15 protein-coding genes and 2 pseudogenes are annotated in these 24,072 nt (G+C 69.0%); 9 read left to right on the top strand and 8 right to left on the bottom strand.

The genetic code is table 11. The features are described from left to right. Positions 1 to 249: 249 nt before the first annotated feature. Positions 250 to 1,611 (top strand): type I glutamate--ammonia ligase, encoded by a 1,362-nt coding sequence (gene glnA / locus CP976_RS12870; RefSeq protein WP_150480481.1) that lies wholly within the window; start codon positions 250 to 252, stop codon positions 1,609 to 1,611. Positions 1,612 to 1,686: 75 nt separating this feature from the next. Here the strand turns inward: glnA and CP976_RS12865 are convergent. From CP976_RS12865 to CP976_RS12840, 5 genes and pseudogenes are all read right to left on the bottom strand, one after another. After that, positions 1,687 to 2,553 (bottom strand): annotated as a pseudogene (locus CP976_RS12865) (tyrosine-type recombinase/integrase); the annotation flags it as partial. Between the two features lie 874 nt (positions 2,554 to 3,427). Then, positions 3,428 to 3,703, bottom strand: coding sequence for a lactococcin 972 family bacteriocin (locus CP976_RS43655; protein WP_229875254.1), 276 nt, complete (start codon positions 3,701 to 3,703; stop codon positions 3,428 to 3,430). Further along, positions 3,607 to 3,879 (bottom strand): hypothetical protein, encoded by a 273-nt coding sequence (locus CP976_RS43650; protein WP_229875273.1) that lies wholly within the window; start codon positions 3,877 to 3,879, stop codon positions 3,607 to 3,609. The genes CP976_RS43655 and CP976_RS43650 overlap by 97 nt, the downstream gene beginning before the upstream one ends. A 674-nt stretch (positions 3,880 to 4,553) precedes the next feature. Next, positions 4,554 to 5,000, bottom strand: coding sequence for a VOC family protein (locus CP976_RS12845; RefSeq protein ID WP_059420767.1), 447 nt, complete (start codon positions 4,998 to 5,000; stop codon positions 4,554 to 4,556). 15 nt (positions 5,001 to 5,015) lie between these two features. Next, complete coding sequence (locus tag CP976_RS12840) at positions 5,016 to 5,534, bottom strand: pyridoxamine 5'-phosphate oxidase family protein (protein ID WP_150480477.1); 519 nt, start codon at positions 5,532 to 5,534, stop codon at positions 5,016 to 5,018. 158 nt (positions 5,535 to 5,692) lie between these two features. Here CP976_RS12840 and CP976_RS12835 point away from each other — a divergent pair, with 158 nt between their 5' ends. After that, on the top strand, positions 5,693 to 8,701 hold the full coding sequence (locus CP976_RS12835; RefSeq protein WP_150480476.1) for a bifunctional [glutamine synthetase] adenylyltransferase/[glutamine synthetase]-adenylyl-L-tyrosine phosphorylase: 3,009 nt from the start codon (positions 5,693 to 5,695) through the stop codon (positions 8,699 to 8,701). Positions 8,702 to 8,848: 147 nt separating this feature from the next. Here CP976_RS12835 and CP976_RS12830 read toward each other — a convergent pair whose 3' ends face one another. Further along, the gene (locus tag CP976_RS12830; protein ID WP_373304845.1) at positions 8,849 to 9,319 is read right to left on the bottom strand and encodes a TetR/AcrR family transcriptional regulator C-terminal domain-containing protein; all 471 of its coding nucleotides are present in this window, start codon (positions 9,317 to 9,319) and stop codon (positions 8,849 to 8,851) included. On the opposite strand from CP976_RS12830, the pseudogene CP976_RS12825 reads away from it, so the two are divergent. Continuing rightward, a pseudogene (locus tag CP976_RS12825) lies at positions 9,219 to 9,449 on the top strand (amidohydrolase family protein); the annotation flags it as partial. The gene CP976_RS12830 and the pseudogene CP976_RS12825 overlap by 101 nt on opposite strands. A 51-nt stretch (positions 9,450 to 9,500) precedes the next feature. Here the strand turns inward: CP976_RS12825 and CP976_RS12820 are convergent. Both CP976_RS12820 and CP976_RS12815 read right to left on the bottom strand, forming a co-directional pair. After that, positions 9,501 to 10,331, bottom strand: coding sequence for a phosphatase PAP2 family protein (locus CP976_RS12820; protein ID WP_150480475.1), 831 nt, complete (start codon positions 10,329 to 10,331; stop codon positions 9,501 to 9,503). Between the two features lie 93 nt (positions 10,332 to 10,424). Further along, positions 10,425 to 11,459 carry a LacI family DNA-binding transcriptional regulator gene (locus CP976_RS12815; protein ID WP_150480474.1) on the bottom strand — a complete coding sequence of 345 codons (1,035 nt, stop codon included), beginning with the start codon at positions 11,457 to 11,459 and terminating at the stop codon, positions 10,425 to 10,427. A 391-nt stretch (positions 11,460 to 11,850) separates the two neighbouring features. Here CP976_RS12815 and CP976_RS12810 point away from each other — a divergent pair, with 391 nt between their 5' ends. The 6 genes from CP976_RS12810 to pulA all read left to right on the top strand — a co-directional run bounded on the left by CP976_RS12810 (position 11,851) and on the right by pulA (position 24,015). Further along, positions 11,851 to 13,119, top strand: coding sequence for an extracellular solute-binding protein (locus CP976_RS12810; protein WP_150480473.1), 1,269 nt, complete (start codon positions 11,851 to 11,853; stop codon positions 13,117 to 13,119). A 123-nt stretch (positions 13,120 to 13,242) separates the two neighbouring features. Next, complete coding sequence (locus CP976_RS12805; protein ID WP_150480472.1) at positions 13,243 to 14,247, top strand: carbohydrate ABC transporter permease; 1,005 nt, start codon at positions 13,243 to 13,245, stop codon at positions 14,245 to 14,247. A 14-nt stretch (positions 14,248 to 14,261) separates the two neighbouring features. Further along, complete coding sequence (locus CP976_RS12800; protein ID WP_150480471.1) at positions 14,262 to 15,170, top strand: sugar ABC transporter permease; 909 nt, start codon at positions 14,262 to 14,264, stop codon at positions 15,168 to 15,170. A gap of 148 nt (positions 15,171 to 15,318) precedes the next feature. Beyond that, the gene (locus CP976_RS12795) at positions 15,319 to 17,016 is read left to right on the top strand and encodes a glycoside hydrolase family 13 protein (RefSeq protein ID WP_150480470.1); all 1,698 of its coding nucleotides are present in this window, start codon (positions 15,319 to 15,321) and stop codon (positions 17,014 to 17,016) included. 119 nt (positions 17,017 to 17,135) lie between these two features. Then, positions 17,136 to 18,506 carry an alpha-amylase gene (locus CP976_RS12790; RefSeq protein WP_150480469.1) on the top strand — a complete coding sequence of 457 codons (1,371 nt, stop codon included), beginning with the start codon at positions 17,136 to 17,138 and terminating at the stop codon, positions 18,504 to 18,506. A gap of 106 nt (positions 18,507 to 18,612) precedes the next feature. Further along, on the top strand, positions 18,613 to 24,015 hold the full coding sequence (gene pulA / locus CP976_RS12785) for a pullulanase-type alpha-1,6-glucosidase (protein ID WP_150480468.1): 5,403 nt from the start codon (positions 18,613 to 18,615) through the stop codon (positions 24,013 to 24,015). The last annotated feature ends 57 nt before the right edge of the window (positions 24,016 to 24,072 follow it).

The raw sequence follows: 24,072 nt of genomic DNA, 5'->3' as shown, positions 1-24,072 counted from the left end.
CATATGAAATGCAAATTAAGTGGGAGGACAGCGAACCGAACCGGCCGTTACGGATGCCGGTGCGAGCAGGCACTATGGGCGGAAGAGCAGTCCACCCGCCGTACGTGAGGCGTTCGGCCCCGGGCCGCCCGGGCGATCATGGTGCGCAACGCGTACGAAATGGTGGTGTGGTGGGATGCTCAGGTGCCCGACCGCCTCCCGAGCTACGGAAGACAGGCGGCCTGACCAGCAAGGATGGGGAAGCGGAAGATGGACAAGCAGCAGGAGTTCGTGCTCCGGACGTTGGAGGAGCGCGACATCCGGTTCGTACGCCTGTGGTTCACGGACGTGCTGGGCTTCCTCAAGTCCGTCGCCGTGGCCCCGGCCGAACTGGAACAGGCCTTCGACGAGGGCATCGGCTTCGACGGCTCCGCGATCGAGGGCTTCGCCCGGGTCTACGAGTCCGACATGATCGCCAAGCCGGATCCGTCGACCTTCCAGATCCTGCCCTGGCGCGCGGAGGCCCCGGGCACGGCGCGCATGTTCTGCGACATCCTCATGCCGGACGGCTCGCCGTCCTTCGCCGACCCGCGCTACGTACTCAAGCGCGCCCTGGCCCGCACCTCGGACCTGGGCTTCACGTTCTACACGCACCCGGAGATCGAGTTCTTCCTGCTGAAGGACCGGCCGCTGGACGGCAGCCGTCCGACGCCCGCCGACAACTCCGGCTACTTCGACCACACCCCCACCAACGTCGGCATGGACTTCCGCCGCCAGGCGATCACCATGCTGGAGTCCATGGGCATCTCGGTCGAGTTCTCCCACCACGAGGGCGCGCCGGGCCAGCAGGAGATCGACCTGCGCTACGCCGACGCGCTCTCCACGGCCGACAACATCATGACGTTCCGCCTGGTCATGAAGCAGGTGGCGCTGGAGCAGGGCGTCCAGGCGACCTTCATGCCGAAGCCGTTCTCCGAGCACCCCGGCAGCGGCATGCACACCCACCTCTCCCTCTTCGAGGGCGACCGCAACGCCTTCTACGAGTCGGGCTCGGAGTACCAGCTCTCGAAGGTGGGCCGCTCCTTCATCGCGGGCCTGCTGCGGCACGCGGCGGAGATCTCCGCCGTCACCAACCAGTGGGTCAACTCCTACAAGCGCATCTGGGGCGGCGCGGAGCGCACGGCGGGCGCGGGCGGCGAGGCCCCCTCGTACATCTGCTGGGGCCACAACAACCGCTCGGCGCTGGTCCGCGTCCCGATGTACAAGCCCGGCAAGACGGGCTCGGCCCGGGTCGAGGTCCGCTCCCTGGACTCCGGCGCGAACCCGTACCTGTCCTACGCCGTCCTCCTGGCCGCCGGCCTGAAGGGCATCGAGGAGGGCTACGAGCTCCCGCCGGGCGCCGAGGACGACGTCTGGGCCCTCTCCGACGCCGAGCGCCGCGCGATGGGCATCGAGCCGCTCCCCCAGAACCTCGGCGAGGCCCTGACCCTGATGGAACGCAGCGACCTGGTCGCCGAGACGCTCGGGGAGCACGTCTTCGACTTCTTCCTTCGGAACAAGAAGTCGGAGTGGGAGGAGTACCGCTCGGAGGTCACGGCGTTCGAGCTGCGGAAGAACCTTCCGGCCTTGTAGACGCAGGTCAGAGCGACTTCTCCGCAGATTCAGCGGATGAGGCCGACGGTTGCGGACCGTCGGCCTCATGGCGTCTCACAGACCCTGGGCCGTCTCTGGGCCGTCGGGCGCCGGATCGGTGCCCTCGTACAGGCCGTCCACGGCCTTCCGGGCTCGTGCGTCGCTGCTCGGCATGAGGTGCGTGTAGACCCGGAGCGTGAACCCCGGATCGTTGTGTCCGAGGTAGTTGCTCAGCGCCTTGACGTTCTCGCCGGTGTCCAGGAGGGCCGAGGCGTAGAAGTGCCTGAGAGCGTGCATGCCGTGTTCGCGGGCAGCCTGGTGGCGCTCTCCCGGATTCGGCGCGGGGATCACCCCAGCGGCCACGAGAGCAGGCTTCCACGCGCGGTCGTTGAAGTCAGTACGCCGAACTGCACCCGCGCCGTCGAGGCGAGTGAAGAGCAGCCGCTTCGTGACACTCTGACCGCCCACCCGGAGCCACGGCAGGGTGATCTCTACCGGGGGGAACGCCTCCATATGCTGCTTGAGGACGTGCGCCACGCGATTCGGCAAGGGAACGTCGCGGATCTTGTTCCGCTTCGGTGGGGCGAACACGAGACCGTCTTTCGTCACCTTCACCTGGTTCGCGATGTGCAGCCATCCGGAGTCGAAGCCGATTGCATCGACGGGCAACCCGAAGATCTCCCCTTGCCGGAGTCCGCATCCGCCTCCGAGGTCGACCGTCGCGCGGTATCGCTCTGGCAGTGCCGCTCGTACAGCGAAGACGCGCTCGGCGCTCCACGGCACAACGCGGCCACTTCCCGCAGCAGGTGGACACACCGATTGCGCGTGGCACGGGTTCTTCGACAGGTGACCGTCGTCCACCGCCGCGTTGAGGACCGTCGACACGTTGTTGTAGATCACGCGCCGGTACGACGATGCAGGGACAGCCCGTTCCAGCCGCGAATCGCGGATTCCACTGACTCTCGCGTGGTCATGTCCTCAACGACCGGCCCCAGCTGACGGATCGAGGCTGGACTTCAGAAGGTCACAAGGACGAAATGTCCCTTCTGGCGTGGTGCTCATCCGTCTCCGCGGAACGAGTACGCCGAGAGTGCCACCAACTCCGGATGGTGTGAATTACTAGAGCCAAAGCAACAGCGCCCGCGATGAACCGAATCACATTCCAAGTAATTCCAACGACCGCACGTTGCCCATCCGCCTCTGCAGCCAGCTGCATGGAGGTCTCGAAAAGTGCTACGAGCGGAACAATCAGTCGGAATGGGAGACCGCCAACACTTGGAATTCGCGCCAGGTTGCCCAAGAGCCCGACGGGTGCCCCAAGGACGAAAGCTGCTATTCCCCATGCAAGCATACTAGAGTAATTTACCTCGCCGGTGGCGCCAGATTCCAGTCCGGCCGGGATGGTGGGGCTCAGGTCCTTGAATAGATAGTATGTGACCACGCCGATAGCCAACCCCAAAGAGGGCAGCAAGGCTGACTCAATTTTGGATCGGCTGAAATAGCCTACCAAGAATGCATAACAGACCCACGACCATCCATCGGAAAAAACAACATTTAGAGGGGCGCAAACGGGATTGCCCCATTTTTCGGTAAGGGGACCCGCTAGTCCAAGTAGAAAACCGACCCCGAGGGGCACTGCGAGCGGCGCAACATGAGTGCGCGGAAAGTTTGCGATTTCTTCTTCCCTGTTCCGTGATTACCTCAGAGTAGGAGGTGGCGCCACTCGGAGACTGCGCGGGCGACGAAACAGACCCGAGTGGCGCACCAACCTACCCCACCTACCGAAAGGGTCACCGCGTGATGCGGGGATCAGAATCTACTCATCAAGGCTGTAGAAGGTTTCGCAGGTGTAGGCAGCGCCCGCCGTCCGGTTGGCGTAGGAGGTTTGGCCAGCGAACGCGTAACCGGTATTCGAACCCCCGGCAATCTTGACCGTGGAATGGTGGTCCTTAGTGGAGTGGTAGTAGTTCGAGTAGCAGTACTTACCGTCGGTGGTCAGGTTGTAGCCGTAGCACCAATTTCCGCCACTGGCACCATGCAGGCCTGCGGCGTAAAGGTCGAATCGTCCATCTTGATCACCACCACACCCCATTCTGAGGGGTTACCCAGCTCTGCGGGCGGCTTCGTCCCGTCACCACGCTTGTGGACGGTGACCTGGCCGACCTTGGAACCATCCGCGGCGACGACAGTGCCGTTCGCCGTAACGGTGGCAGCCTGAGAGGCGTCTGCGGCGGCCGGCGTAGCGAAGCTAAATGCTGCGAGTGCCACGCTCACAAAGCCGAGAACGATCGATCTACCGGATATCCTCACGGCATTTCTTCCCTAACCCCCCAGTGGGAGTTTGCGTAATGATCTTGGGCGAGGGGATGGGTGGCAGTCAATAGCCTCGATGAGGACTGTCCGAAAAAGGACTGTCCATTACAGGACTGTAGTGCAGCATTCGGCAGGGTGTGGCCTGTTCGCCGTCCTTGACCTGGACTTTTGTGGGCCTACGGTACGGGTCAAAGCCTCGCGACCCGTACCGGATTTGCCCCACGTCGTATTCCGGTGAGATGGGGTCGCCGGAGTCGATGTCGGTGCAGTAGGCGTCGAAGATTTCTCCGGCCGTGAGGGGGTCGAGGTCTCCCGCTCGCAGCCGCCAGCCGTAGACGCGGTCCGGGCCGGGCCGTCTGTGGGCCGTCGAAGGGCGGCCCAAGGCGACCAACAACGACCAACAACGACCACCCGATCACAGGTCAGACCTGCGCCGACACCGATCGTGTGAGGTCGCCCCACGCCGACGTCACTTCCTTCGGAACAAGAAGTTGCTGCGGAAGAACCTCCCGGCGCTGTAAGGGCGGTGCCGTCTCCTGGACGGCAAGGGGGAGGGGCCAGCGGTCGATGATCGCCGGCCCCCTCGTCCGTTCTTACAACTTCGCCAGGTACGCGCTGAACCGACCCGGTCAGCCCCCCTGCCGCTTCAGGTCCGCCAGCAACTGGTGCAGCGGCTCCGTCGCCCGGCGGCGGTACTCCTGGATCGCCCAGCCGTTGCCGTCCGGGTCCTGGAAGTGCATGAACGTGGCGCCGTCGTCGGGGGCGTACTGGACCGGCTCCGAGACGTCGAGACCGCGTTCGACGAGCTCCGCGTGGGCGGCCTTGATGTCGGCGACGCACAGTTGCAGGCCCTGATAGGAGCCGGGTGCCGGGGTGGGGCCCGGGGTCATCTCCCAGATGGAGTCGCCGAGGGCGATCGAACAGCCGGAGCCGGGAGGCGTCAGCTGGACGATCCGCATCCCGGGCATGACCTCCTGGTCGATGTCCACGTGGAAGCCGACCTTGTCCCGGTAGAAGTCCCGGGCACGGTCGATGTCGGTCACCGGCAACGGGATGACTTCGAGTGTGAAGTCCATGGCGTGACTCCTTCGTCAGGCATCGGTGAACCGCCACCTCGTCTGGCTGAACGGCTCCCCCTTACCGAAGCCGAATACTGTGCGCGGCGCCACCGCATAGACGGCCGCGTGTCCCGCACCGTGGCGGAAATAGCCCTCCCGTACCTCGAAGTGCCAGAAACTGCCGTACTTCGCCTCCCACGCGGCGGCCAGTTCGCGTAGGCGCCCGTCGTCGGTCACGCGCGTCGCCTCGCCCTCGACGACCAGGTCGTAGCCCTCGTTCCAGGTGTTCGTGCCGGTGGTCAGCACGACGTGCGGGTTCTCGGCGAGGTTCCTGGCCTTGCGCTCTTCCGGTCCCGTGCAGAAGTGCAGGGCGCCGTCCGACCAGACCGCCGGCAGCGGGGTGACGTGCGGGCGGCCGTCGGGTCGCACCGTGGTGATCCAGAACAGTTCGGCGGCCGTGAGCCGCGCCTCGGCCTCCTGCCAGTCGGTCGCGGTCGCCGTCTCGTCGCTGTAGCGGCGATCCAGACGGGTCTCGGGGTGCATGGTGGTCATGAGCGTCCTCCCGGCCTGTGGGTTCACAGGTGCAGACCCCGTCCGGGCGCCGAACTCATCGGCGCTTCCCCCGGCCCGTGCGGTTAGGCTCAAGCCGTACGACCTTGATCCGATGAGACTTTCGATGTGACTCCGATGCAAGTGCGAGGGAGGCCCGGATGACGGCGGCGCCGGGGCGCAGGAGCAGTACCTTCACGCGGCTGCTGCGGCACGGCTTCACCGACGCCTCCGCCGCCGAGCGGCTCCTGGACAGCGCCGAGCTCGCGCCCCTGCGCGACGACCCGGTGCTGCTGGACGCGCTGGGCGCCACCGCCGACCCCGATCTCGCGCTGCTCGGGCTGGTCCGGCTGCTGGAGGCCCAGCCGGAGCCCGGCGCCCGCCGGGAGCTGCTCGACACGCTGATCTCGTCCAAGCCGCTGCGTGACCGGCTGCTCGGTGTGCTCGGCGCCTCCACCGCCCTCGCCGACCACCTCACCCGGCACCCGGACGACTGGCAGGCGCTCGTCATGTACGAGGCCCACGACCTGCACCCCGGCGTGGAGGAGTTCGAGGACGGTCTCGCACAGGCCACCGACCCCGTCTCCCTGCGCGTCGCCTACCGGCGCTGCCTGCTGTCCATCGCCGCCCGGGACGTGTGCGGCACCACCGGCGTCGCCGAGTCCGCCGCCGAGCTCGCCGACCTGGCCACGGCGACCCTGCGCGCCGCTCTCGGCCTCGCCGGGGCCGCCGCGCCCGAGGACGCCGCCCTGTGCCGGCTCGCGGTCATCGCGATGGGCAAGTGCGGCGGCCACGAGCTGAACTACGTCTCGGACGTGGACGTCATCTTCGTCGGGGAGGCCGTCGAGGGCGCCGACGAGACCAAGGCCGTCCGGGCCGCGACCCGGCTCGCCTCGCACATGATGCGGATCTGCTCGGAGACGACCGTCGAGGGGTCCATCTGGCCCGTGGACGCCAACCTCCGGCCCGAGGGCAGGAACGGCCCGCTCGTGCGGACGCTCTCCAGCCACCTCGCCTACTACCAGCGCTGGGCCAAGACCTGGGAGTTCCAGGCGCTGCTCAAGGCCCGCCCGGTGGCCGGTGACCTCGACCTCGGCGCGGAGTACGTCGCCGCCGTCCAGCCGCTGGTGTGGAAGGCCGCCGAGCGCGAGAACTTCGTCCCGGACGTGCAGAAGATGCGCCGCCGGGTCGTGGAGAACATCCCCGTCGCCGAGGTCGACCGCCAGCTGAAGCTGGGCCCGGGCGGCCTCAGGGACGTCGAGTTCGCCGTGCAGCTCCTCCAGTTGGTGCACGGCCGGACCGACACCTCGCTGCGCAGCGGCACCACCCTCGACGCGCTGAAGGCGCTCGCCGCCGGCGGGTACGTCGGCCGGGCCGACGCCGCCCAGCTCGACGAGGCCTACCGCTTCCTGCGCTCCATGGAGCACCGGATCCAGCTGTTCCGGCTGCGGCGCACCCACCTCGTGCCCGAGGACGAGGCGGAGCTGCGCCGCATCGGCCGCTCCCTCGGCCTGCGCACCGACCCGGTCGCCGAGCTGCTCCGGGAGTGGAAGCGGCACGCCACCGTCGTACGGCGTCTGCACGAGAAGCTGTTCTACCGGCCGCTGCTCGACGCGGTCGCCCAACTCGCCACCGGTGAGGCGCGGCTGAGTGCCGAGGCGGCCCGGGAGCGGATGGTCGCCCTCGGATACGCCGACCCGGCCTCCGCCCTGCGCCACCTGGAGGCACTGGCGTCCGGCGTCACCCGCAAGGCCGCCATCCAGCGCACCCTGCTGCCCGTCATGCTGGGCTGGTTCGCCGACTCGGCCGACCCGGACGCGGGTCTGCTCAACTTCCGCAAGGTGTCGGACGCGCTCGGCAAGACGCCCTGGTACCTGCGGCTGCTGCGGGACGAGGGCGCCGCCGCGCAGAACCTGGCCCGCGTGCTGTCCGCCGGCCGGCTCGCGCCCGACCTGCTGATGCGCGCCCCGGAGGCGGTGGCGCTGCTCGGCGACGGGGACGGCGGCGGCCTCGAACCGCGCTCCCGGGCCCATCTGGAGCAGGAGATACTCGCCGCGGTGAACCGGGCCGACGGGGCCGCCCAGGCGGTCACGGCCGCCCGCGGTGTGCGCCGCCGCGAGCTGTTCCGTACGGCCGCCGCCGACATCGTCGGCTCCTACGGCACCGAGGAGCAGCCCGTCGAGGCCGACCCGGGCGCCCTGGTGGACCGGGTGGGCGGCGCGGTGTCGGACCTGACGGCCGCGACCCTCGCGGGTACGCTCCGCGCGGTCGTGCGCGACGGCTGGGGGGACAGACTGCCCACCCGGTTCGCGATCATAGGCATGGGACGCTTCGGCGGACACGAACTGGGCTACGGTTCCGACGCGGACGTGCTGTTCGTGCACGAGCCGCGCGACGGCGTCGACGAGCGGGAGGCCGGGCAGGCCGCCAACAAGGTCGTCTCCGAGATGCGCCGGCTGCTCCAGATCCCCAGCGCCGACCCGCCCCTGCTCATCGACGCCGACCTGCGCCCGGAGGGCAAGTCCGGCCCGTTGGTGCGGACCCTCACCTCGTACGCGGCGTACTACCGCCGGTGGTCCCTGACCTGGGAGTCGCACGCGCTGCTGCGGGCCGAACACGTCGCCGGGGACGAGGACCTCGGCCGCCGGTTCATCGAGCTGATCGACCCGCTGCGCTACCCGGCGGACGGGCTCGCCGACGAGGCCGTCCGCGACATCCGGCGGCTGAAGGCCCGCATGGAGTCCGAGCGGCTGCCGCGGGGTGCCGACCCCAAGCTGCACGCCAAGCTGGGCCCGGGCGGTCTGTCCGACGTGGAGTGGACGGTGCAGCTGCTGCAATTGCGGCACGGCGCGGCCGAGCCGGGCCTGCGCACGACCCGGACGCGTCAGGCCCTGGCCGCCGCCCGCACGGCCGGTCTCATCGGGGACGAGGACGCGGCGGTCCTGGACGAGGCCTGGGTCCTCGCGACCCGCGTCCGCAACGCGGTCATGCTGGTCCGCGGCCGGGCCGGCGACACGTTCCCCACGGAGCCCCGTGAACTGGCCGCCGTGGGACGGTACCTGGGCTACGGACCCGGCCACGCCGGGGACATGCTCGACGCGTACCGGCGTACGGCACGCCGGGCCCGGGCTGTGGTGGACGAGCTGTTCTACGGGGTGACGGAGCGCTAGTCCGGGCTGTTCCGGCCCGCAGCTGCCCAGCCTTGGCCCTCACGGCCCGCAGCTGCCCAGCTCCGGGCTGTTCCGACCCGCAGCTGCCCAGCCTTGGCCCTCACGGCCCGCAGCTGCCCAGCCTTGGCCCTCACGGCCACCGGCTCCCTACCCCTCGCCCCTGCCGGCCCGCAACTCCCTCGCGTGGTTCATGACCCCCGTCAGCCCCACCTCGAACGCCCGGTCCGCCCGGCCCTCGCTCACCGCCGACAGCGCCTGGGCCAGCCGTGGGGTGGGTGCCGAGGCGGTCAGTTCCCACATCGTCTCGGAGGCGGCGAGGTCGAGGGCCGAGCCGAGGACGAGGTTCTCCAGGGCGGTGAGCAGGGGCATCACCCCGGCCGGGTCGAAGCCCGCGTCGAGCAGCAGCGTCACCGCCCGCTCGTACTGCTCCAGCACGCGCGGTGCCCGCACGGGGGACGTCATCAGCAGCGGGATCGCCCTTGGGTGCGCGGCGAACGCGGCGAGGTAGGAGCGGGCCGCGGCATCCTCCCGGGCCGGGCTGACCGGCCTGGAGGCGCTGGAGGGCTGCACCAGCCATGCGGCGCTGGCGGCGGGGGAGTCCGGCGCGGCCGGGCGCATCGCTCCCGGGTTCCGGGCCGACCTGACGGCGCTGGGTCTGGACCCGGTGGCCGCTCCGGCGGACGAGGTGGCCGAGGCACCGGTGCTACTGACGGTGACCGGGGGACACGTGGTGTATCGGGGGAAGTGAGGCACGGGGAAGTGAGGCACGGGGAAGTGAGGCGCGGCCTCGCCGCCCGGGTCACAGTCTCGCGGGTACCACTTGCGGCAGTGCGTAGGGCAGCCTCCCGTACCAGACTCCTGCCACCGCGAACCCGAAGCCCAGGCAGAGCATGCCACCGACCGCATCCAGCCAGAAATGGTTCGCCGTGGCGACGATGACGACCAGCGTCAGCGCCGGGTACAGCAGGCCCAGAACCCGCACCCAGGGGATCGTCGCCAGGGCGCAGATGGTCAGTCCGCACCACACGGACCAGCCGATGTGCATCGAGGGCATCGCGGCGTACTGGTTGGACATGTGTTTCAGGTCGCCGGAGGCCATCGATCCCCAGGTCTGGTGGACCATGACGGTGTCGATGAAGCCACCGCCGTTCATCAGCCGTGGGGGCGCCAGCGGATACAGGTAGTAACCGACCAGGGCGACGGCGGTCGTCGCGAACAGCACCAGGCGGGTCGCCGCGTACCGGCCGGGATGGCGACGGTACAGCCATACGAGCACACCCAGCGTCACCACGAAGTGCAGCGTCGCGTAGTAGTAGTTCATACCGATGATCAGCCAAGTCACCGAGTTCACCGCCTGGTTCACCGACTCCTCGACGGCGATGCCCAGAGCGTGCTCGGCCTGCCAGATCCAGTCGGCGTTGCGCAGCGCCTCGGCCCGCTGCTCGGGCACGGCGTTGCGGATGAGCGAGTACGTCCAGTAACTCACCGCGATCAGCAGGATCTCGAACCAGAACCGGGGCCGGCGGGGGGTGCGCAGCCGGGGGAGTGGGCCCCGTCCCGGATCGGCCGCGACCGGGTCCGGAACGGCCGCTTTCCGGCCGTCCAGCGTCGTCACGGTCGAGTCACCCATAGGCACAAAGTCTGCCAGAAAAGCCCTGTCCCCCCGATCATCCTCCGCCCTGGTGCGGGCCGCATGTTCAGCGGCGAAATCCAGCCGCGAACCTCAGGAGCGAGCGCGGTCCCCAGGCGCCGAATCCGTCGAGCCCCGCACCACCAGTTCCGGCATGAACACGAACTCGCTGTGGGGTGCGGGCGTCCCGCCGATCTCCTCCAGCAGCGTGCGGACCGCGGCCTGGCCCATCGCCGGGACCGGCTTGCGGATCGTGGTCAGCGGCGGGTCGGTGAAGGCGATCAGCGGAGAGTCGTCGAAGCCGACCACGGAGATGTCCGTCGGAACCTCCAGGCCGCGCTGCCGTGCCGCCCTGATCGCGCCCAGCGCCATCATGTCGCTGGCGCACACCACGGCCGTGCAGTTCCGCTCGATCAGCGCCGTGGCCGCGGCCTGACCGCCCTCCAGGGTGTAGAGGGAGTGCTGCACCAGCTCCTTCTCGACGGTCTCGGCGCCCAGGCCCAACTGGTCCTGCATGGTGCGCACGAACCCCTCGATCTTGCGCTGCACGGGCACGAACCGCTTGGGCCCCAGGGCCAGACCGATCCGCGTGTGCCCCAGGGACACCAGGTGCGTCACCGCCAGGTTCATCGCCGCGCGGTCGTCGGGGGAGATGAACGGCGCCTGCACCTTCGGCGAGAAACCGTCGACCAGCACGTACGGCACGCCCTGCGCGCGCAGCCGGTCGTAGCGCTGCATGTCGGCGGTGGTGTCCGCGTGCAGCCCGGAGACGTAGATGATGCCGGCGACCCCTCGGTCCACGAGCATCTCCGTGAGCTCGTCCTCGGTCGAGCCGCCCGGAGTCTGGGTGGCCAGCACGGGCGTGTAGCCCTGTCGGGTCAGTGCCTGGCCGATGACCTGGGCCAGGGCGGGGAAGATCGGGTTCTCCAGCTCCGGGGTGATCAGGCCGACGAGGCCCTCGCTGCGCTGCCGCAGACGCACGGGGCGTTCGTAGCCCAGCACGTCGAGGGCGGCCAGCACGGACTGGCGGGTGGTGGCGGCGACGCCCGGCTTCCCGTTGAGGACGCGGCTGACGGTCGCTTCGCTCACCCCCGCCTGCGCAGCGATGTCCGCAAGCCGTGTGGTCACAGCACTGGACTGTAGCGGCCGGGGTTCTGCTTGCACACCGACGGGACGCCTGGTGCGGGCCGGCGCACGGCCCGCTGCGGGTGGCTTGGTCATCGCGGTCCCTCGAAGTCGTGGTCGGCGCCGATCCGCAACGGATGATTCCCGCGGCGGCAACGGATGGCAAGTGCTTGCAGAGTCTTGCACAACTGTCCGACTCCCCGCCGAACAGGCGGAAACCCCGGCTCCACAAGGGTCCGGGAGAGGTCACGGCGGGATAACCATCCGCACCCCTTGCAACTTTTTGCTGCAAGGTCTTTCGCAACTCCTTCCAGCGCGGCTAATCTCACCGACGCCCGGCGGCCAACGGTGCAGTCGGCAGCACGAAACGGGCTTTCACCCTCAAGGAGAACTCATGCGGCGTGGCATAGCGGCCACCGCGCTGGTGGCGTCCCTCGCCCTGGCGGCGACGGCGTGCGGCGGGAGCGACAGCGGCGACGAGGCCGACGGCCCGGTCACCATCACCTGGTGGGACACCTCCAACGCCACCAACGAGGCGCCGACGTACAAGGCCCTGGTCAAGGAGTTCGAGGCCGCCAACAAGGACATCAAGGTCAACTACGTCAACGTCCCGTTCGACCAGGCGCAGAACAAGTTCGACACCGCCGCCGGTTCCAAGGGCGCCCCCGACGTGCTGCGCTCCGAGGTCGGCTGGACCCCCGCCTTCGCCAAGAAGGGCTTCTTCGCGCCCCTGGACGGCACCGAGGCCCTCGCCGAGCAGGACAAGTTCCAGCCCAGCCTGATCGAGCAGGCCAAGTACGACGGCAAGACCTACGGCGTCCCCTTCACCACGGACACCCTCGCCCTCGTCTACAACAAGGCCCTGTTCGAGAAGGCCGGCGTCGAGGCCCCCAAGACCTGGGACGACCTGAAGAAGGCCGCCGCCACCATCAAGGACAAGACCGGCGTCGACGGCTACTGGGGCTCCACCCAGGCCTACTACGCCCAGTCCTTCCTCTACGGCGAGGGCACCGACACCGTCGACGCCGACGCCAAGAAGATCACCGTCACCTCGCCCGAGGCGAAGAAGGCCTACGGCACCTGGAAGGGCCTCTTCAGCGGCAAGGGCCTGCACAAGGCCGACACCACCGCCGACGCCTACGCCCACATCCAGGAGGCGTTCGTCAGCGGCAAGGTCGCCTCGATCGTCCAGGGCCCGTGGGAGATCACCAACTTCTACAAGGGCTCCGCCTTCAAGGACAAGAACAACCTCGGCATCGCCACCGTCCCGGCCGGCTCCACCGGCAAGGCGGGCGCCCCGACCGGCGGCCACAACCTCTCCGTGTACGCGGGCTCGGACAAGGCCCACCAGGAGGCCTCGCTGAAGTTCGTGAAGTTCATGACCTCGGCCAAGGCCCAGGAGACCATCGCGCTGAAGAACTCCACGCTCCCCACGCGCGAGGACGCCTACACCGCCGAGGTCAAGGCCGACCCCGGCATCGCCGGCTACCAGGGCGTGCTGTCGTCCGCCCAGCCGCGCCCGGCGCTGCCCGAGTACAGCTCGCTGTGGGGTCCGCTCGACGACGAGCTGATCGAGATCGCGGGCGGCAAGGAGTCCCTGGACAAGGGCCTCGGCGACGCCGAGACCGCCATCGCCAAGCTGGTGCCGGACTTCTCCAAGTGACCGCCGCGTGGCCGCCGGATCCCCGGTCATGGGGGAGGGGATCCGGCGGCCACCGGCCGCGCCTGCGCCCGGGCCCGGGCAGCTTCCCTCCGAACTCCTTGAACCTCCAGAAGGTGCCGAACCATGACAGTCGTCATCGACCGAGCGACCGGCAAGCGGCGCGGTGAGCGGGAACCGCGACCCGGGCCGGGCCGGCGGCTGAAGAACGGCTTCCACAAGCACTGGTACGCCTACGCGATGATCGCGCCGGTGGCGATCGTCCTCGGCGTCCTCGTGCTGTACCCGCTGGCGTACGGCCTGTACCTCACCCTCACCGACGCCACCAGCCTGAACACCGCCCGCACGATCGGCGTCAACGAGATCGACGCCACCTACCAGTTCATCGGCCTGGACAACTACGCCGACATCCTGTGGGGCCCGACGGCGTACGACCGGTTCTGGTCGCACTTCCTCTGGACGGTCTTCTGGACGGCTGCCTGCGTCACCCTGCACTACGGCATCGGCCTCGGCCTCGCCCTGCTGCTCAACCAGAAGCTGCGCGGGCGCACCCTCTACCGGATGATCCTGGTGCTGCCCTGGGCCGTGCCGACCTTCGTCACCGTGTTCGGCTGGCGGTTCATGCTCGCCGACGGCGGCATCATCAACTCCGGCCTGGACTTCCTGCACCTGCCGACGCCGCTGTGGCTGGAGGACACCTTCTGGCAGCGGTTCGCCGCGATCATGGTCAACACCTGGTGCGGTGTGCCGTTCATGATGGTCTCGCTGCTCGGCGGACTCCAGTCGATCGACGCGAGCCTGTACGAGGCGTCCGAGATGGACGGGGCCAACGCCTGGCAGCGGTTCCGGTACGTCACCCTGCCCGGTCTGAGGTCCGTCAGCACGACGGTCGTACTCCTCGGCGTCATCTGGACCTTCAACCAGTTCGCCATCATCTTCCTGCTGTTCGGCAACACCGCCCCGGACGCCCAGATCCTCGTGACCTGGGCCTACCAGCTCGGCTTCGGACAGCAGCCACGCGACTACGCTCAGTCCGCCGCCTACGGAATCCTGCTCCTGTCCATCCTGATCGTCTTCACCTCCTTCTACCGCCGCTGGCTGAACCGCAACGAGCAGCAGCTCGCGATCTGAGGCAGGAGTCCGAAATGAGTACGACCACCGTCGAGACCTCCGCCGCGGACACCGGGCGGCGCCCCGCCGACGCACCCCGCAAGGTCCGCCGCCGCGGCGAGCACAGCCGCGCGACCTCCCTCGTCTCGCACGCCATCCTGATCGGCGCGAGCCTGACCGCGCTCTTCCCGATCGCCTGGCTGCTCTTCCTGTCCCTCGGCCCGGACAAGGACGACTACCTGCACCCCGGACGCATCTGGGGGAAGATGACGTTCGACAACTACGCGTTCGTCCTCAAGGACACCAGCTTCTTCGACTGGCTGACGAGCACACTGGTCGTGGTGCTGGGCACGACGCTCATCGGAGTCGTCGTCGCCGCGTCCACCGGCTACGCGGTCTCCCGCATGCGGTTCCCCGGCTACCGGAAGCTGATGTGGGTGCTGCTCGTCACCCAGATGTTCCCGATCGCGGTACTGATCGTGCCGATGTACCAGATCCTCTCGGATCTCCAGCTCATCGACAGCTACCTTGGTCTCATCCTTGTCAACTGCACCACGATCGTGCCGTACTGCGCCTGGCTGATGAAGGGCTATTTCGACACCATCCCGTTCGAGATCGACGAGGCCGGGCGCGTCGACGGGCTGACCCCCTTCGGCACCTTCGCACGGCTGATCCTTCCGCTGGCCAAGCCGGGCCTCGCGGTCGCCGCGTTCTACAGCTTCCTCACGGCCTTCGGTGAGGTCGCGTTCGCTTCCACGTTCCTGCTGAGCGACGACAAGTACACGTTCGCCGTCGGTCTCCAGACGTTCGTGAGCGAGCACGACGCGCAGCGGAACCTGATGGCCGCGACGGCTGTGCTGATCGCCATACCGGCTGCCGTGTTCTTCTACCTCGTGCAGAAGAACCTGGTCACCGGGCTCACCGCGGGTGGCACGAAGGGGTGACCCGGTGCCCCTCGGGGTGCCGCCGAACCGCTCCTCACAAGCCCGAGGCGGCCGCGGTGCCCATCCGACCCCGCTGTGCCGCGGCCGCCTCGTCACCCACTCAGCTCACGCTCACATGACCACATCTCAGTTACGCATCAAGGACGACATGAGCCAGCAGCACTCAGCCGCCCCTACCCCCACTTCCGCATCGGGCGTCGCCACCGTCGCCAAGCGTCGCGACTGGTGGCGGGACGCGGTGATCTACCAGGTGTACCCGCGCAGCTTCGCCGACAGCAACGGCGACGGCATGGGCGACCTGGAAGGTGTCCGCACCCGTCTGCCGTACCTGCGCGACCTCGGCGTGGACGCCGTGTGGCTCAGCCCCTTCTACGCCTCGCCGCAGGCCGACGCCGGCTACGACGTCGCCGACTACCGGGCCGTCGACCCCATGTTCGGCAACCTCCTGGACGCCGACGCGCTGATTCGCGACGCCCACGAACTGGGCCTGCGGATCATCGTCGACCTCGTGCCCAACCACTCCTCCGACCAGCACGAGTGGTTCAAGCGGGCCGTCGCGGAGGGCCCGGGCTCCCCGCTGCGGGACCGCTACCACTTCCGCCCCGGCAAGGGGGAGAACGGCGAGCTGCCGCCCAACGACTGGGAGTCGATCTTCGGCGGCCCGGCCTGGACCCGGGTCACCGAACCCGACGGCACGCCCGGAGAGTGGTACCTGCACCTCTTCGCCCCCGAGCAGCCCGACTTCAACTGGGAGCACCCGGCGGTCGGCGACGAGTTCCGCTCCATCCTGCGCTTCTGGCTGGACATGGGCGTCGACGGCTTCCGGATCGATGTCGCCCACGGCCTGGTGAAGGCAGAGGGGCTGCCCGACCTTGGATCCCATGACCAGGTGAAGCTGCTGGGCAACGATGTCATGCCGTTCTTCGACCAGGAGGGCGTGCACGAGATCTACCGGCAGTGGCGGCTCGTCCTCGACGAGTACGCGGGCGAGCGCATCTTCGTGGCGGAGGCCTGGACGCCGACCATCGAGCGCACCGCCCACTACGTCCGCCCGGACGAGCTGCACCAGGCCTTCAACTTCCAGTACCTCAGCACCCACTGGGACGCCGCGGAGATGCGCGAGGTCATCGACCGCACCCTGGAGGCCATGCGCCCGGTCGGCGCCCCGGCCACCTGGGTGCTGTCCAACCACGACGTGACCCGGCACGCCACCCGCTTCGCCAACCCGCCCGGCCTCGGTACCCAGATCCGCCTGGCCGGCGACCGGGAGCTGGGCCTGCGCAGGGCCCGGGCCGCGACCCTGCTGATGCTCGCGCTGCCCGGCTCGGCCTACATCTACCAGGGCGAGGAGCTGGGCCTCCCGGACGTCGTGGACCTGCCGGACGAGGTGCGTCAGGACCCGGCGTACTTCCGGGGCGCGGGCCAGGACGGCTTCCGCGACGGGTGCCGGGTGCCGATCCCGTGGACCAGGGCCGGGTCGGCGTACGGCTTCGGCGACGGGGGCAGCTGGCTGCCGCAGCCGGAAGGGTGGGGCGAGCTGAGCGTCGAGGCGCAGACCGGGGAGCCCGGCTCGACCCTGGAGCTGTACCGGGCGGCGCTCGCCGTGCGCCGCGCGCAGCCCGATCTCGGTGCCGGCTCCTCCGTGGAGTGGCTGCGGGCGCCCGAGGGCGTGCTCGCCTTCCGGCGCGGGGAGTTCGTGTGCGTCGCTAACACCACCGGCGAGTCGGTGGCGATGCCGGCGTACGGCCGGGTGCTGGTCGCGAGCGGCGAGGTCGTCGAGGTCGACGACGAGGCCAAGGTGCCGGCCGACACCACGGTGTGGTGGACCACCGCGGTCACCGCCTGATTTTCCGTTGAATTTCGCACGGCCCGCTGCCCTTTGGGGCGGCGGGCCTTTAACATCTGCGTCACCGCAAGGTTTCTGAACTTTGCAGCAAGAATCTTCAAAGAAGAAGGAAACCCCACATGGCACGCAGACACCTCTCCGCCGCCGCGCTCGCCGTGGCTGCGGTTGTCATGAGCCCGACGAGTGCACAGGCCTCCCCACCTGGCACCAAGGACGTCACCGCAGTTCTCTTCGAGTGGAAGTTCGTCTCCGTCGCCCGCGAGTGCACCAACACCCTCGGGCCCGCCGGATACGGCTACGTCCAGGTCTCCCCGCCCGCCGAGCACATACAGGGCCCGCAGTGGTGGACCTCGTACCAGCCGGTCAGCTACAAGATCGCCGGCCGGCTCGGTGACCGCGCGGCCTTCCGGAACATGGTGAACACCTGCCACGCGGCCGGTGTGAAGGTCGTCGTCGACACGGTGATCAACCACATGTCGGCGGGCGACGGCACCGGCACCGGCGGCTCGTCGTACACCAAGTACGACTACCCCGGCCTGTACTCCTCGTACGACTTCGACGACTGCACCTCCCGGATCGGCAACTACCAGGACCGCTGGAACGTCCAGCACTGCGAACTGGTGGGCCTCGCCGACCTCGACACCGGTGAGAACTACGTCCGAGGCGCCATCGCCGGGTACATGAACGACCTGCTCTCCCTCGGCGTCGACGGCTTCCGCATCGACGCGGCCAAGCACATGGACGCCGCCGATCTCGCGAACATCAAGTCCCGGCTGAGCAACCCGTCGGTGTACTGGAAGCAGGAGGCCATCTTCGGCGCCGGCGAGGCCGTCCAGCCCACCGAATACACGGGCAACGGCGACGTCCAGGAGTTCCGCTACGGCTACGACCTCAAGCGGGTCTTCAACAGCGAGAACCTCGCCTATCTGAAGAACTACGGCGAGGGCTGGGGCCATATGAACAGCTCGGTGGCCGGCGTCTTCGTCGACAACCACGACACCGAGCGCAACGGCTCCACGCTCAGCTACAAGGACGGTGCGAACTACACCCTGGCCAACGTCTTCATGCTGGCCTGGCCCTACGGCGCCCCGGACATCCACTCCGGCTACGAGTTCACCGACCACGACGCCGGTCCGCCCAACGGCGGCCAGGCCAACGCCTGCTGGCAGGACGGCTGGAAGTGCCAGCACAACTGGCCCGAGATCAAGTCGATGGTCGGCTTCCGCAACGCCACACGCGGCGAACCGGTCACCAACTGGTGGGACAACGGCGGCGACGCCATCGCCTTCGGCCGGGGCGGCAAGGGTTTCGTGGCCATCAATCACGAGTCGGGATCCCTCACGCGGACGTACCAGACGTCGCTGCCGGCGGGGGCGTACTGCGACGTGCAGAACAACACGACTGTGACAGTGAACTCCAGCGGGCAGTTCACGGCCGCCCTGGGCTCGAACACGGCCCTGGCGATCCACGTGGGGAAGCCGCGCTGCTGAAAGTTCTTTCCAATGATTTCAGGACTCTTGCTGTAAGCGTTTCGGCGGCGATACGGTCGCGCGGGGTCGGACCCGTGAGAGCCGCAATCGCAAGGAGTCCACGTCAGTGATACCGAGATGGCCGGCGCCGCCGAGGCGCCGAACCGCCCGTGCCGGACGGGTCGCTGCGGTCACCGCCACCGCGCTGGCCGCAGCACTCGTCCAGCCTCTCGCCGCCGGGGCGGCCACCCCACCGGCGCCCCCGTCCGACGCGAAGCTCGCCGCCGAGCCCGCCCGTCATGACGCCACCCGCGAGCAGTTCTACTTCGTCCTGCCGGACCGCTTCGCCAACGGCGACCCGCGCAACGACAAGGGCGGACTGACCGGTTCGCGCCTGTCCACCGGCCACGACCCCACCGACAAGGGCTTCTACCAGGGCGGCGACCTCAAGGGCCTGACCAAGAAGCTCGACTACATCAAGGGCCTCGGCACCACCGCCCTGTGGATGGCCCCGATCTTCAAGAACCAGCCCGTTCAGGGCACCGGGGCGAACGCATCGGCCGGCTACCACGGGTACTGGATCACCGACTTCACCCAGGTCGACCCGCACTTCGGCACCAACGAGGACCTCGAGACCCTCATCGACAAGGCGCACGCCAAGGGCATGAAGGTCTTCTTCGACGTCATCACCAACCACACGGCGGATGTCGTCGACTATGAGGAGAAGTCGTACGACTACCTGTCCAAGGGCGCCTTCCCGTACCTGACCAAGGACGGCGAGCCCTTCGACGACGCCGACTACGCAGACGGCACGCGGAAGTTCCCGGCCGTCGACGCGGACTCCTTCCCGCGCACGCCGGCCGTCCCCGCCGCGAAGAAGGACGTCAAGGTCCCGTCGTGGCTCAACGACCCGACGATGTACCACAACCGCGGCGACTCCACCTTCGCCGGAGAGAGCTCCACCCACGGCGACTTCTCCGGCCTCGACGACCTGTGGACCGAGCGTCCCGAGGTCGTCAAGGGGATGGAGAAGATCTACCAGCGCTGGGTACGGGACTTCGACATCGACGGCTTCCGGATCGACACCGTGAAGCACGTGAACATGGAGTTCTGGACGCAGTGGGCCACCGCCCTCGACGCGTACGCGGCCAAGCGGGGCCGGGACGACTTCTTCATGTTCGGCGAGGTCTACTCGGCCGACACGAACGTCACCGCCCCCTACGTCACCGAGGGACGGCTCGACGCCACCCTCGACTTCCCCTTCCAGGAGGCGGCCCGCCAGTACGCCTCGCAGGGCGGCAGCGCGCAGAAGCTCGCGGGAGTCTTCGGCGACGACTACAAGTACACGACCGGCAAGGCGAACGCCTACGAGCAGGTCACCTTCCTCGGCAACCACGACATGGGCCGGATCGGGTCGTTCCTCAAGCAGGACAATCCCAAGGCCACGGACGCCGAGATCCTCGCCAAGGACAGGCTCGCCAACGAGCTGATGTTCCTCAGCCGCGGCAACCCGGTCGTCTACTACGGCGACGAGCAGGGCTTCGCCGGCGCGGGCGGCGACAAGGACGCCCGGCAGACCATGTTCGCCTCGCGCACCGCCGACTACCTCGACGACGACCGGATCGGCACGGACGACACCCACGCCGAGGACGCCTACGACACCAAAGCGCCGCTGTACCGGCAGATCAGCGCCCTCGCCCAGCTCCGCAAGGCCAACCCGGCCCTCACGGACGGCGTCCAGCAGCAGCGGTACGCGGCCGACGGGCCGGGCGTCTACGCCTTCTCCCGCACGGACGCGAAGAGCGGCACCGAGTACGTCGTCGCCTTCAACAACGCCGCCGACGAGAAGACCGCGACCTTCGCGACCGGCTCGGCCGGCATGACCTTCCGCGGCCTCTACGGCACCGACGCCGCCCCGAAGAGCGACGGCGACAGGAAGCTCACCGTGACGGTCCCGGCCGGCTCGGCGATCGTCCTGAAGGCGGCGGGCAGGCTCCCGAAGCCCGCCACCGAACCGTCCCTGACCCTGAAAGCCCCCGAGGCCGGCGCCACCGGCACCGTGGAGGTCACCGCGGACGTCGACGGCGGGCAGCTGAACCGGGTCGTGTTCGCCGCCCGGACCGGAAACGGCAAGTGGCGGGTCCTCGGCTCCGCCGACCACGCCCCGTACAAGGTCACGCACACCATCGGCAAGGACGTGGCCCCGGGCACGGCCCTGCGCTACAAGGCCGTCGTGGTCGACTCGGCCGGCCGCACCGCGAGCGCCCTGGCCGCCTCCACCACCGGCACCCCGCCCGTCGCCCAGCCGCCCACCGCGTCCTCGCGCGACTACGCGATCGTCCACTACAAGCGCGCGGACGGCGACTACGCCGACTGGGGCCTGTACGCCTGGGGCGACCTCGCCGAGGGCGAGGCCACCGAGTGGCCGAAGAGCCACCCCTTCACCGGCCGGGACGCCTACGGCGCCTTCGCCTGGGTCAAGCTCAAGCCCGGCGCCTCGAACGTCGGCTTCCTCGTCATCGACAAGGACGGCACCAAGGACGTCTCCGCCGACCGCACGATCGACGTCACGAAGACCGGCGAGGTCTGGATCGAGCAGGGCAAGGAGACCGTCACCACCGAGCGGCCCGCGTACCCGGCGCCCGACAAGAGCAAAGCCGTCCTGCACTACCACCGGGCCGACGGGAACTACGACGGCTGGGGCCTGCACGTGTGGACGGGCGCCGCGAACCCCACCGACTGGTCGAACCCCCTCGAACCGGTCAAGACTGATTCCTATGGCGCAGTCTTCGAGGTGCCGCTCACCGAGGGTGCCACCAGCCTCAGCTACATCGTCCACAAGGGCGACGAGAAGGACCTGCCCACCGACCGGTCGCTCGACCTCAAGGCGGACGGCCACGAGGTGTGGCTGGTGAGCGGCCAGGAGAAGCACCTGCTCCCGCAGCCGGCGGGCAGTGCCGCCGCCCTCGACCCGACCACCTCCAAGGCGGTCTGGATCGACCGGAACACCCTGGCCTGGAACGGCTCGGAGGCCGCCGCCTCCACCCAGCTGCAGTACTCCCGCGACGGCTCGATCAAGGTCGAGGACGGTGCACTGACCGGCGGCGCCAAGTGGCTGCGCCTGTCGAAGGGGGAGCTGACCGACGCCCAGACGACGAAGTTCCCGCACCTGAAGGAGTACGACGCCTGGACCGTCGACCCCCGTGACCGCGACCGGGTCCGCGAGGCCCTGCGCGGCCAGGTCGTCGCCACACAGCGGGCCGCCAACGGCGCCGTCCTGGCCGCGACCGGCGTGCAGATCGCCGGTGTCCTCGACGACCTCTACGACGCGACCGGGGCCGACCTGGGGCCGACGTTCTCCCTGGGCCGACCCACCCTGGCCGTGTGGGCGCCCACCGCGCAGTCCGTGTCCGTGGAGATCGGCGACGCCACCGTGCCGATGAAGCGCGACGACAGCACCGGCGTCTGGTCCGTCACCGGCCCGAAGTCCTGGAAGAACAAGCCCTACCGCTACGTCGTGAAGGTCTGGGCGCCCAGCGTCCGCAAGGTCGTCACCAACAAGGTCACCGACCCCTACGCCCTCGCCCTCACCACCGACTCCGAGCGGAGCCTCGTCGTCGACCTGGACGACAGGGCCCTCAAGCCGGCCGGGTGGTCGACCTACACCAAGCCCAAGGCCGTACCGCTGCGGGACGCCCAGATCCAGGAGCTGCACATCCGGGACTTCTCCGTCGAGGACCGCACGGCGAAGCACCCCGGCACCTACCTCGCCTTCACCGACAAGGCGAGCGACGGCTCCGAGCACCTGCGCGAGCTGGCGAAGGCCGGCACCTCGTACGTCCATCTCCTGCCCGCCTTCGACATCGCCACCATCCCGGAGCGCAAGGCCGACCAGGCGAGCGTCGACTGCGACCTGGCCTCCTACCCGGCCGACTCCGACAAGCAGCAGGAGTGCGTCGGGAAGATCGCCGCGAAGGACGCCTACAACTGGGGCTACGACCCGTACCACTACACGGTCCCCGAGGGCTCCTACGCCACCGACCCGGACGGCACGGCCCGCACGGTCGAGTTCCGCAGGATGGTCAAGGCCCTCAACGACGACGGCCTGCGGGTCGTCATGGACGTCGTCTACAACCACACCGCGGCGAGCGGTCAGGCGAAGACGAGCGTCCTCGACCGGATCGTCCCGGGCTACTACCAGCGGCTCCTCGCCGACGGCTCGGTGGCGAACAGCACCTGCTGTGCCAACACCGCCACCGAGAACGCCATGATGGGCAAGCTCGTCGTCGACTCGATCGTCACCTGGGCCCGGGAGTACAAGGTCGACGGCTTCCGCTTCGACCTCATGGGCCACCACCCGAAGGCCAACATCCTCGCGGTCCGCGAGGCCCTCGACGCGCTCACCCCTCAGAAGGACGGCGTCGACGGCAAGAAGATCATCCTGTACGGGGAGGGCTGGAACTTCGGGGAGGTCGCCGACGACGCCCGGTTCGTCCAGGCCACCCAGAAGAACATGGCCGGCACGGGCATCGCCACCTTCTCCGACCGGGCCCGTGACGCCGTGCGCGGCGGCGGCCCCTTCGACGAGGACCCCGGCGTGCAGGGCTTCGCCTCCGGCCTCTACACCGAACCCAACTCCTCCGGGAACAACGGCAGTCCGGCCGAACAGAAGGCCCGCCTGCTGCACTACCAGGACCTGATCAAGGTCGGGCTGTCCGGCAACCTCGCCGGCTACCGGTTCACCGGCACCGGCGGCAAGGAGGTCAAGGGCTCCGAGGTCGACTACAACGGCTCACCCGCCGGATACGCGGACGCCCCGGGCGACGCCCTCGCCTACGCCGACGCCCACGACAACGAGTCCCTGTTCGACGCGCTCGCCTTCAAGCTCCCTGCCACGACCAGTGCGTCCGACCGGGCCCGCATGCAGGTCCTGGCCATGGCGACGGCCACCCTGTCCCAGGGCCCGGCCCTCTCCCAGGCGGGCACCGACCTGCTCCGCTCCAAGTCCCTGGACCGCAACTCCTACGACAGCGGCGACTGGTTCAACGCCGTCCACTGGAACTGCGCCGACGGCAACGGCTTCGGCCGCGGACTGCCCATGGCGACCGACAACGCCGGCAAGTGGCCCTACGCCAAGCCCCTGTTGAGCAAGGTCAGGGTGGGTTGCGAGCAGATCGAGGGCGCCTCGGCGGCCTACCGGGACCTGCTGCGGATCCGTACCACCGAGCAGGACTTCTCCCTCGGCACCGCCGAGCGGGTGCAGTCCCGGCTCTCCTTCCCGCTGTCCGGCAAGGACGAGACACCCGGCGTGATCACGATGCGGCTCGGCGACCTCGTCGTCGTCTTCAACGCCACGCCCGAGCGGCGGGAACAGCGCGTCCCCGCACTCGCCGGGACCGGCTACCGGCTGCACCCGGTGCAGGCGGCGGGGGCGGACCCTATCGTCAAGTCGTCCTCCTACGCGGCGGAATCGGGCACGTTCGCCGTTCCGGGGCGCACGGTCGCCGTCTTCACCCGGGCCGCCGGATAACCGCACTACGTTGGGTGGCGCAGGCCGCGACCGGCGGTCTGCCCACCCACGTACGCC

The sequence above is a fragment of the Streptomyces coeruleorubidus genome (genome assembly GCF_008705135.1).
Classification (GTDB): domain Bacteria; phylum Actinomycetota; class Actinomycetes; order Streptomycetales; family Streptomycetaceae; genus Streptomyces; species Streptomyces coeruleofuscus.
Note: the sequence above shows the minus strand (reverse complement) of the source record. Positions and strands in the feature narration are given on the sequence as shown.

Bases quoted from the DNA above. Each gene is read 5' to 3' on its own strand.
- glnA (WP_150480481.1), top strand. From the start codon at position 250: ATGGACAAGCAGCAGGAGTTCGTGCTCCGGACGTTGGAGGAGCGCGAC.
- CP976_RS12845 (WP_059420767.1), bottom strand. From the start codon at position 5,000: ATGGACTTCACACTCGAAGTCATCCCGTTGCCGGTGACCGACATCGAC.
- CP976_RS12795 (WP_150480470.1), top strand. From the start codon at position 15,319: ATGAGCCAGCAGCACTCAGCCGCCCCTACCCCCACTTCCGCATCGGGC.
- CP976_RS12820 (WP_150480475.1), bottom strand. From the start codon at position 10,331: ATGGGTGACTCGACCGTGACGACGCTGGACGGCCGGAAAGCGGCCGTT.
- CP976_RS12835 (WP_150480476.1), top strand. From the start codon at position 5,693: ATGACGGCGGCGCCGGGGCGCAGGAGCAGTACCTTCACGCGGCTGCTG.
- CP976_RS12840 (WP_150480477.1), bottom strand. From the start codon at position 5,534: ATGACCACCATGCACCCCGAGACCCGTCTGGATCGCCGCTACAGCGAC.
- CP976_RS43655 (WP_229875254.1), bottom strand. From the start codon at position 3,703: ATGGGGTGTGGTGGTGATCAAGATGGACGATTCGACCTTTACGCCGCA.
- CP976_RS12805 (WP_150480472.1), top strand. From the start codon at position 13,243: ATGACAGTCGTCATCGACCGAGCGACCGGCAAGCGGCGCGGTGAGCGG.
- CP976_RS12800 (WP_150480471.1), top strand. From the start codon at position 14,262: ATGAGTACGACCACCGTCGAGACCTCCGCCGCGGACACCGGGCGGCGC.
- CP976_RS12790 (WP_150480469.1), top strand. From the start codon at position 17,136: ATGGCACGCAGACACCTCTCCGCCGCCGCGCTCGCCGTGGCTGCGGTT.
- CP976_RS12830 (WP_373304845.1), bottom strand. From the start codon at position 9,319: ATGCGCCCGGCCGCGCCGGACTCCCCCGCCGCCAGCGCCGCATGGCTG.
- CP976_RS12810 (WP_150480473.1), top strand. From the start codon at position 11,851: ATGCGGCGTGGCATAGCGGCCACCGCGCTGGTGGCGTCCCTCGCCCTG.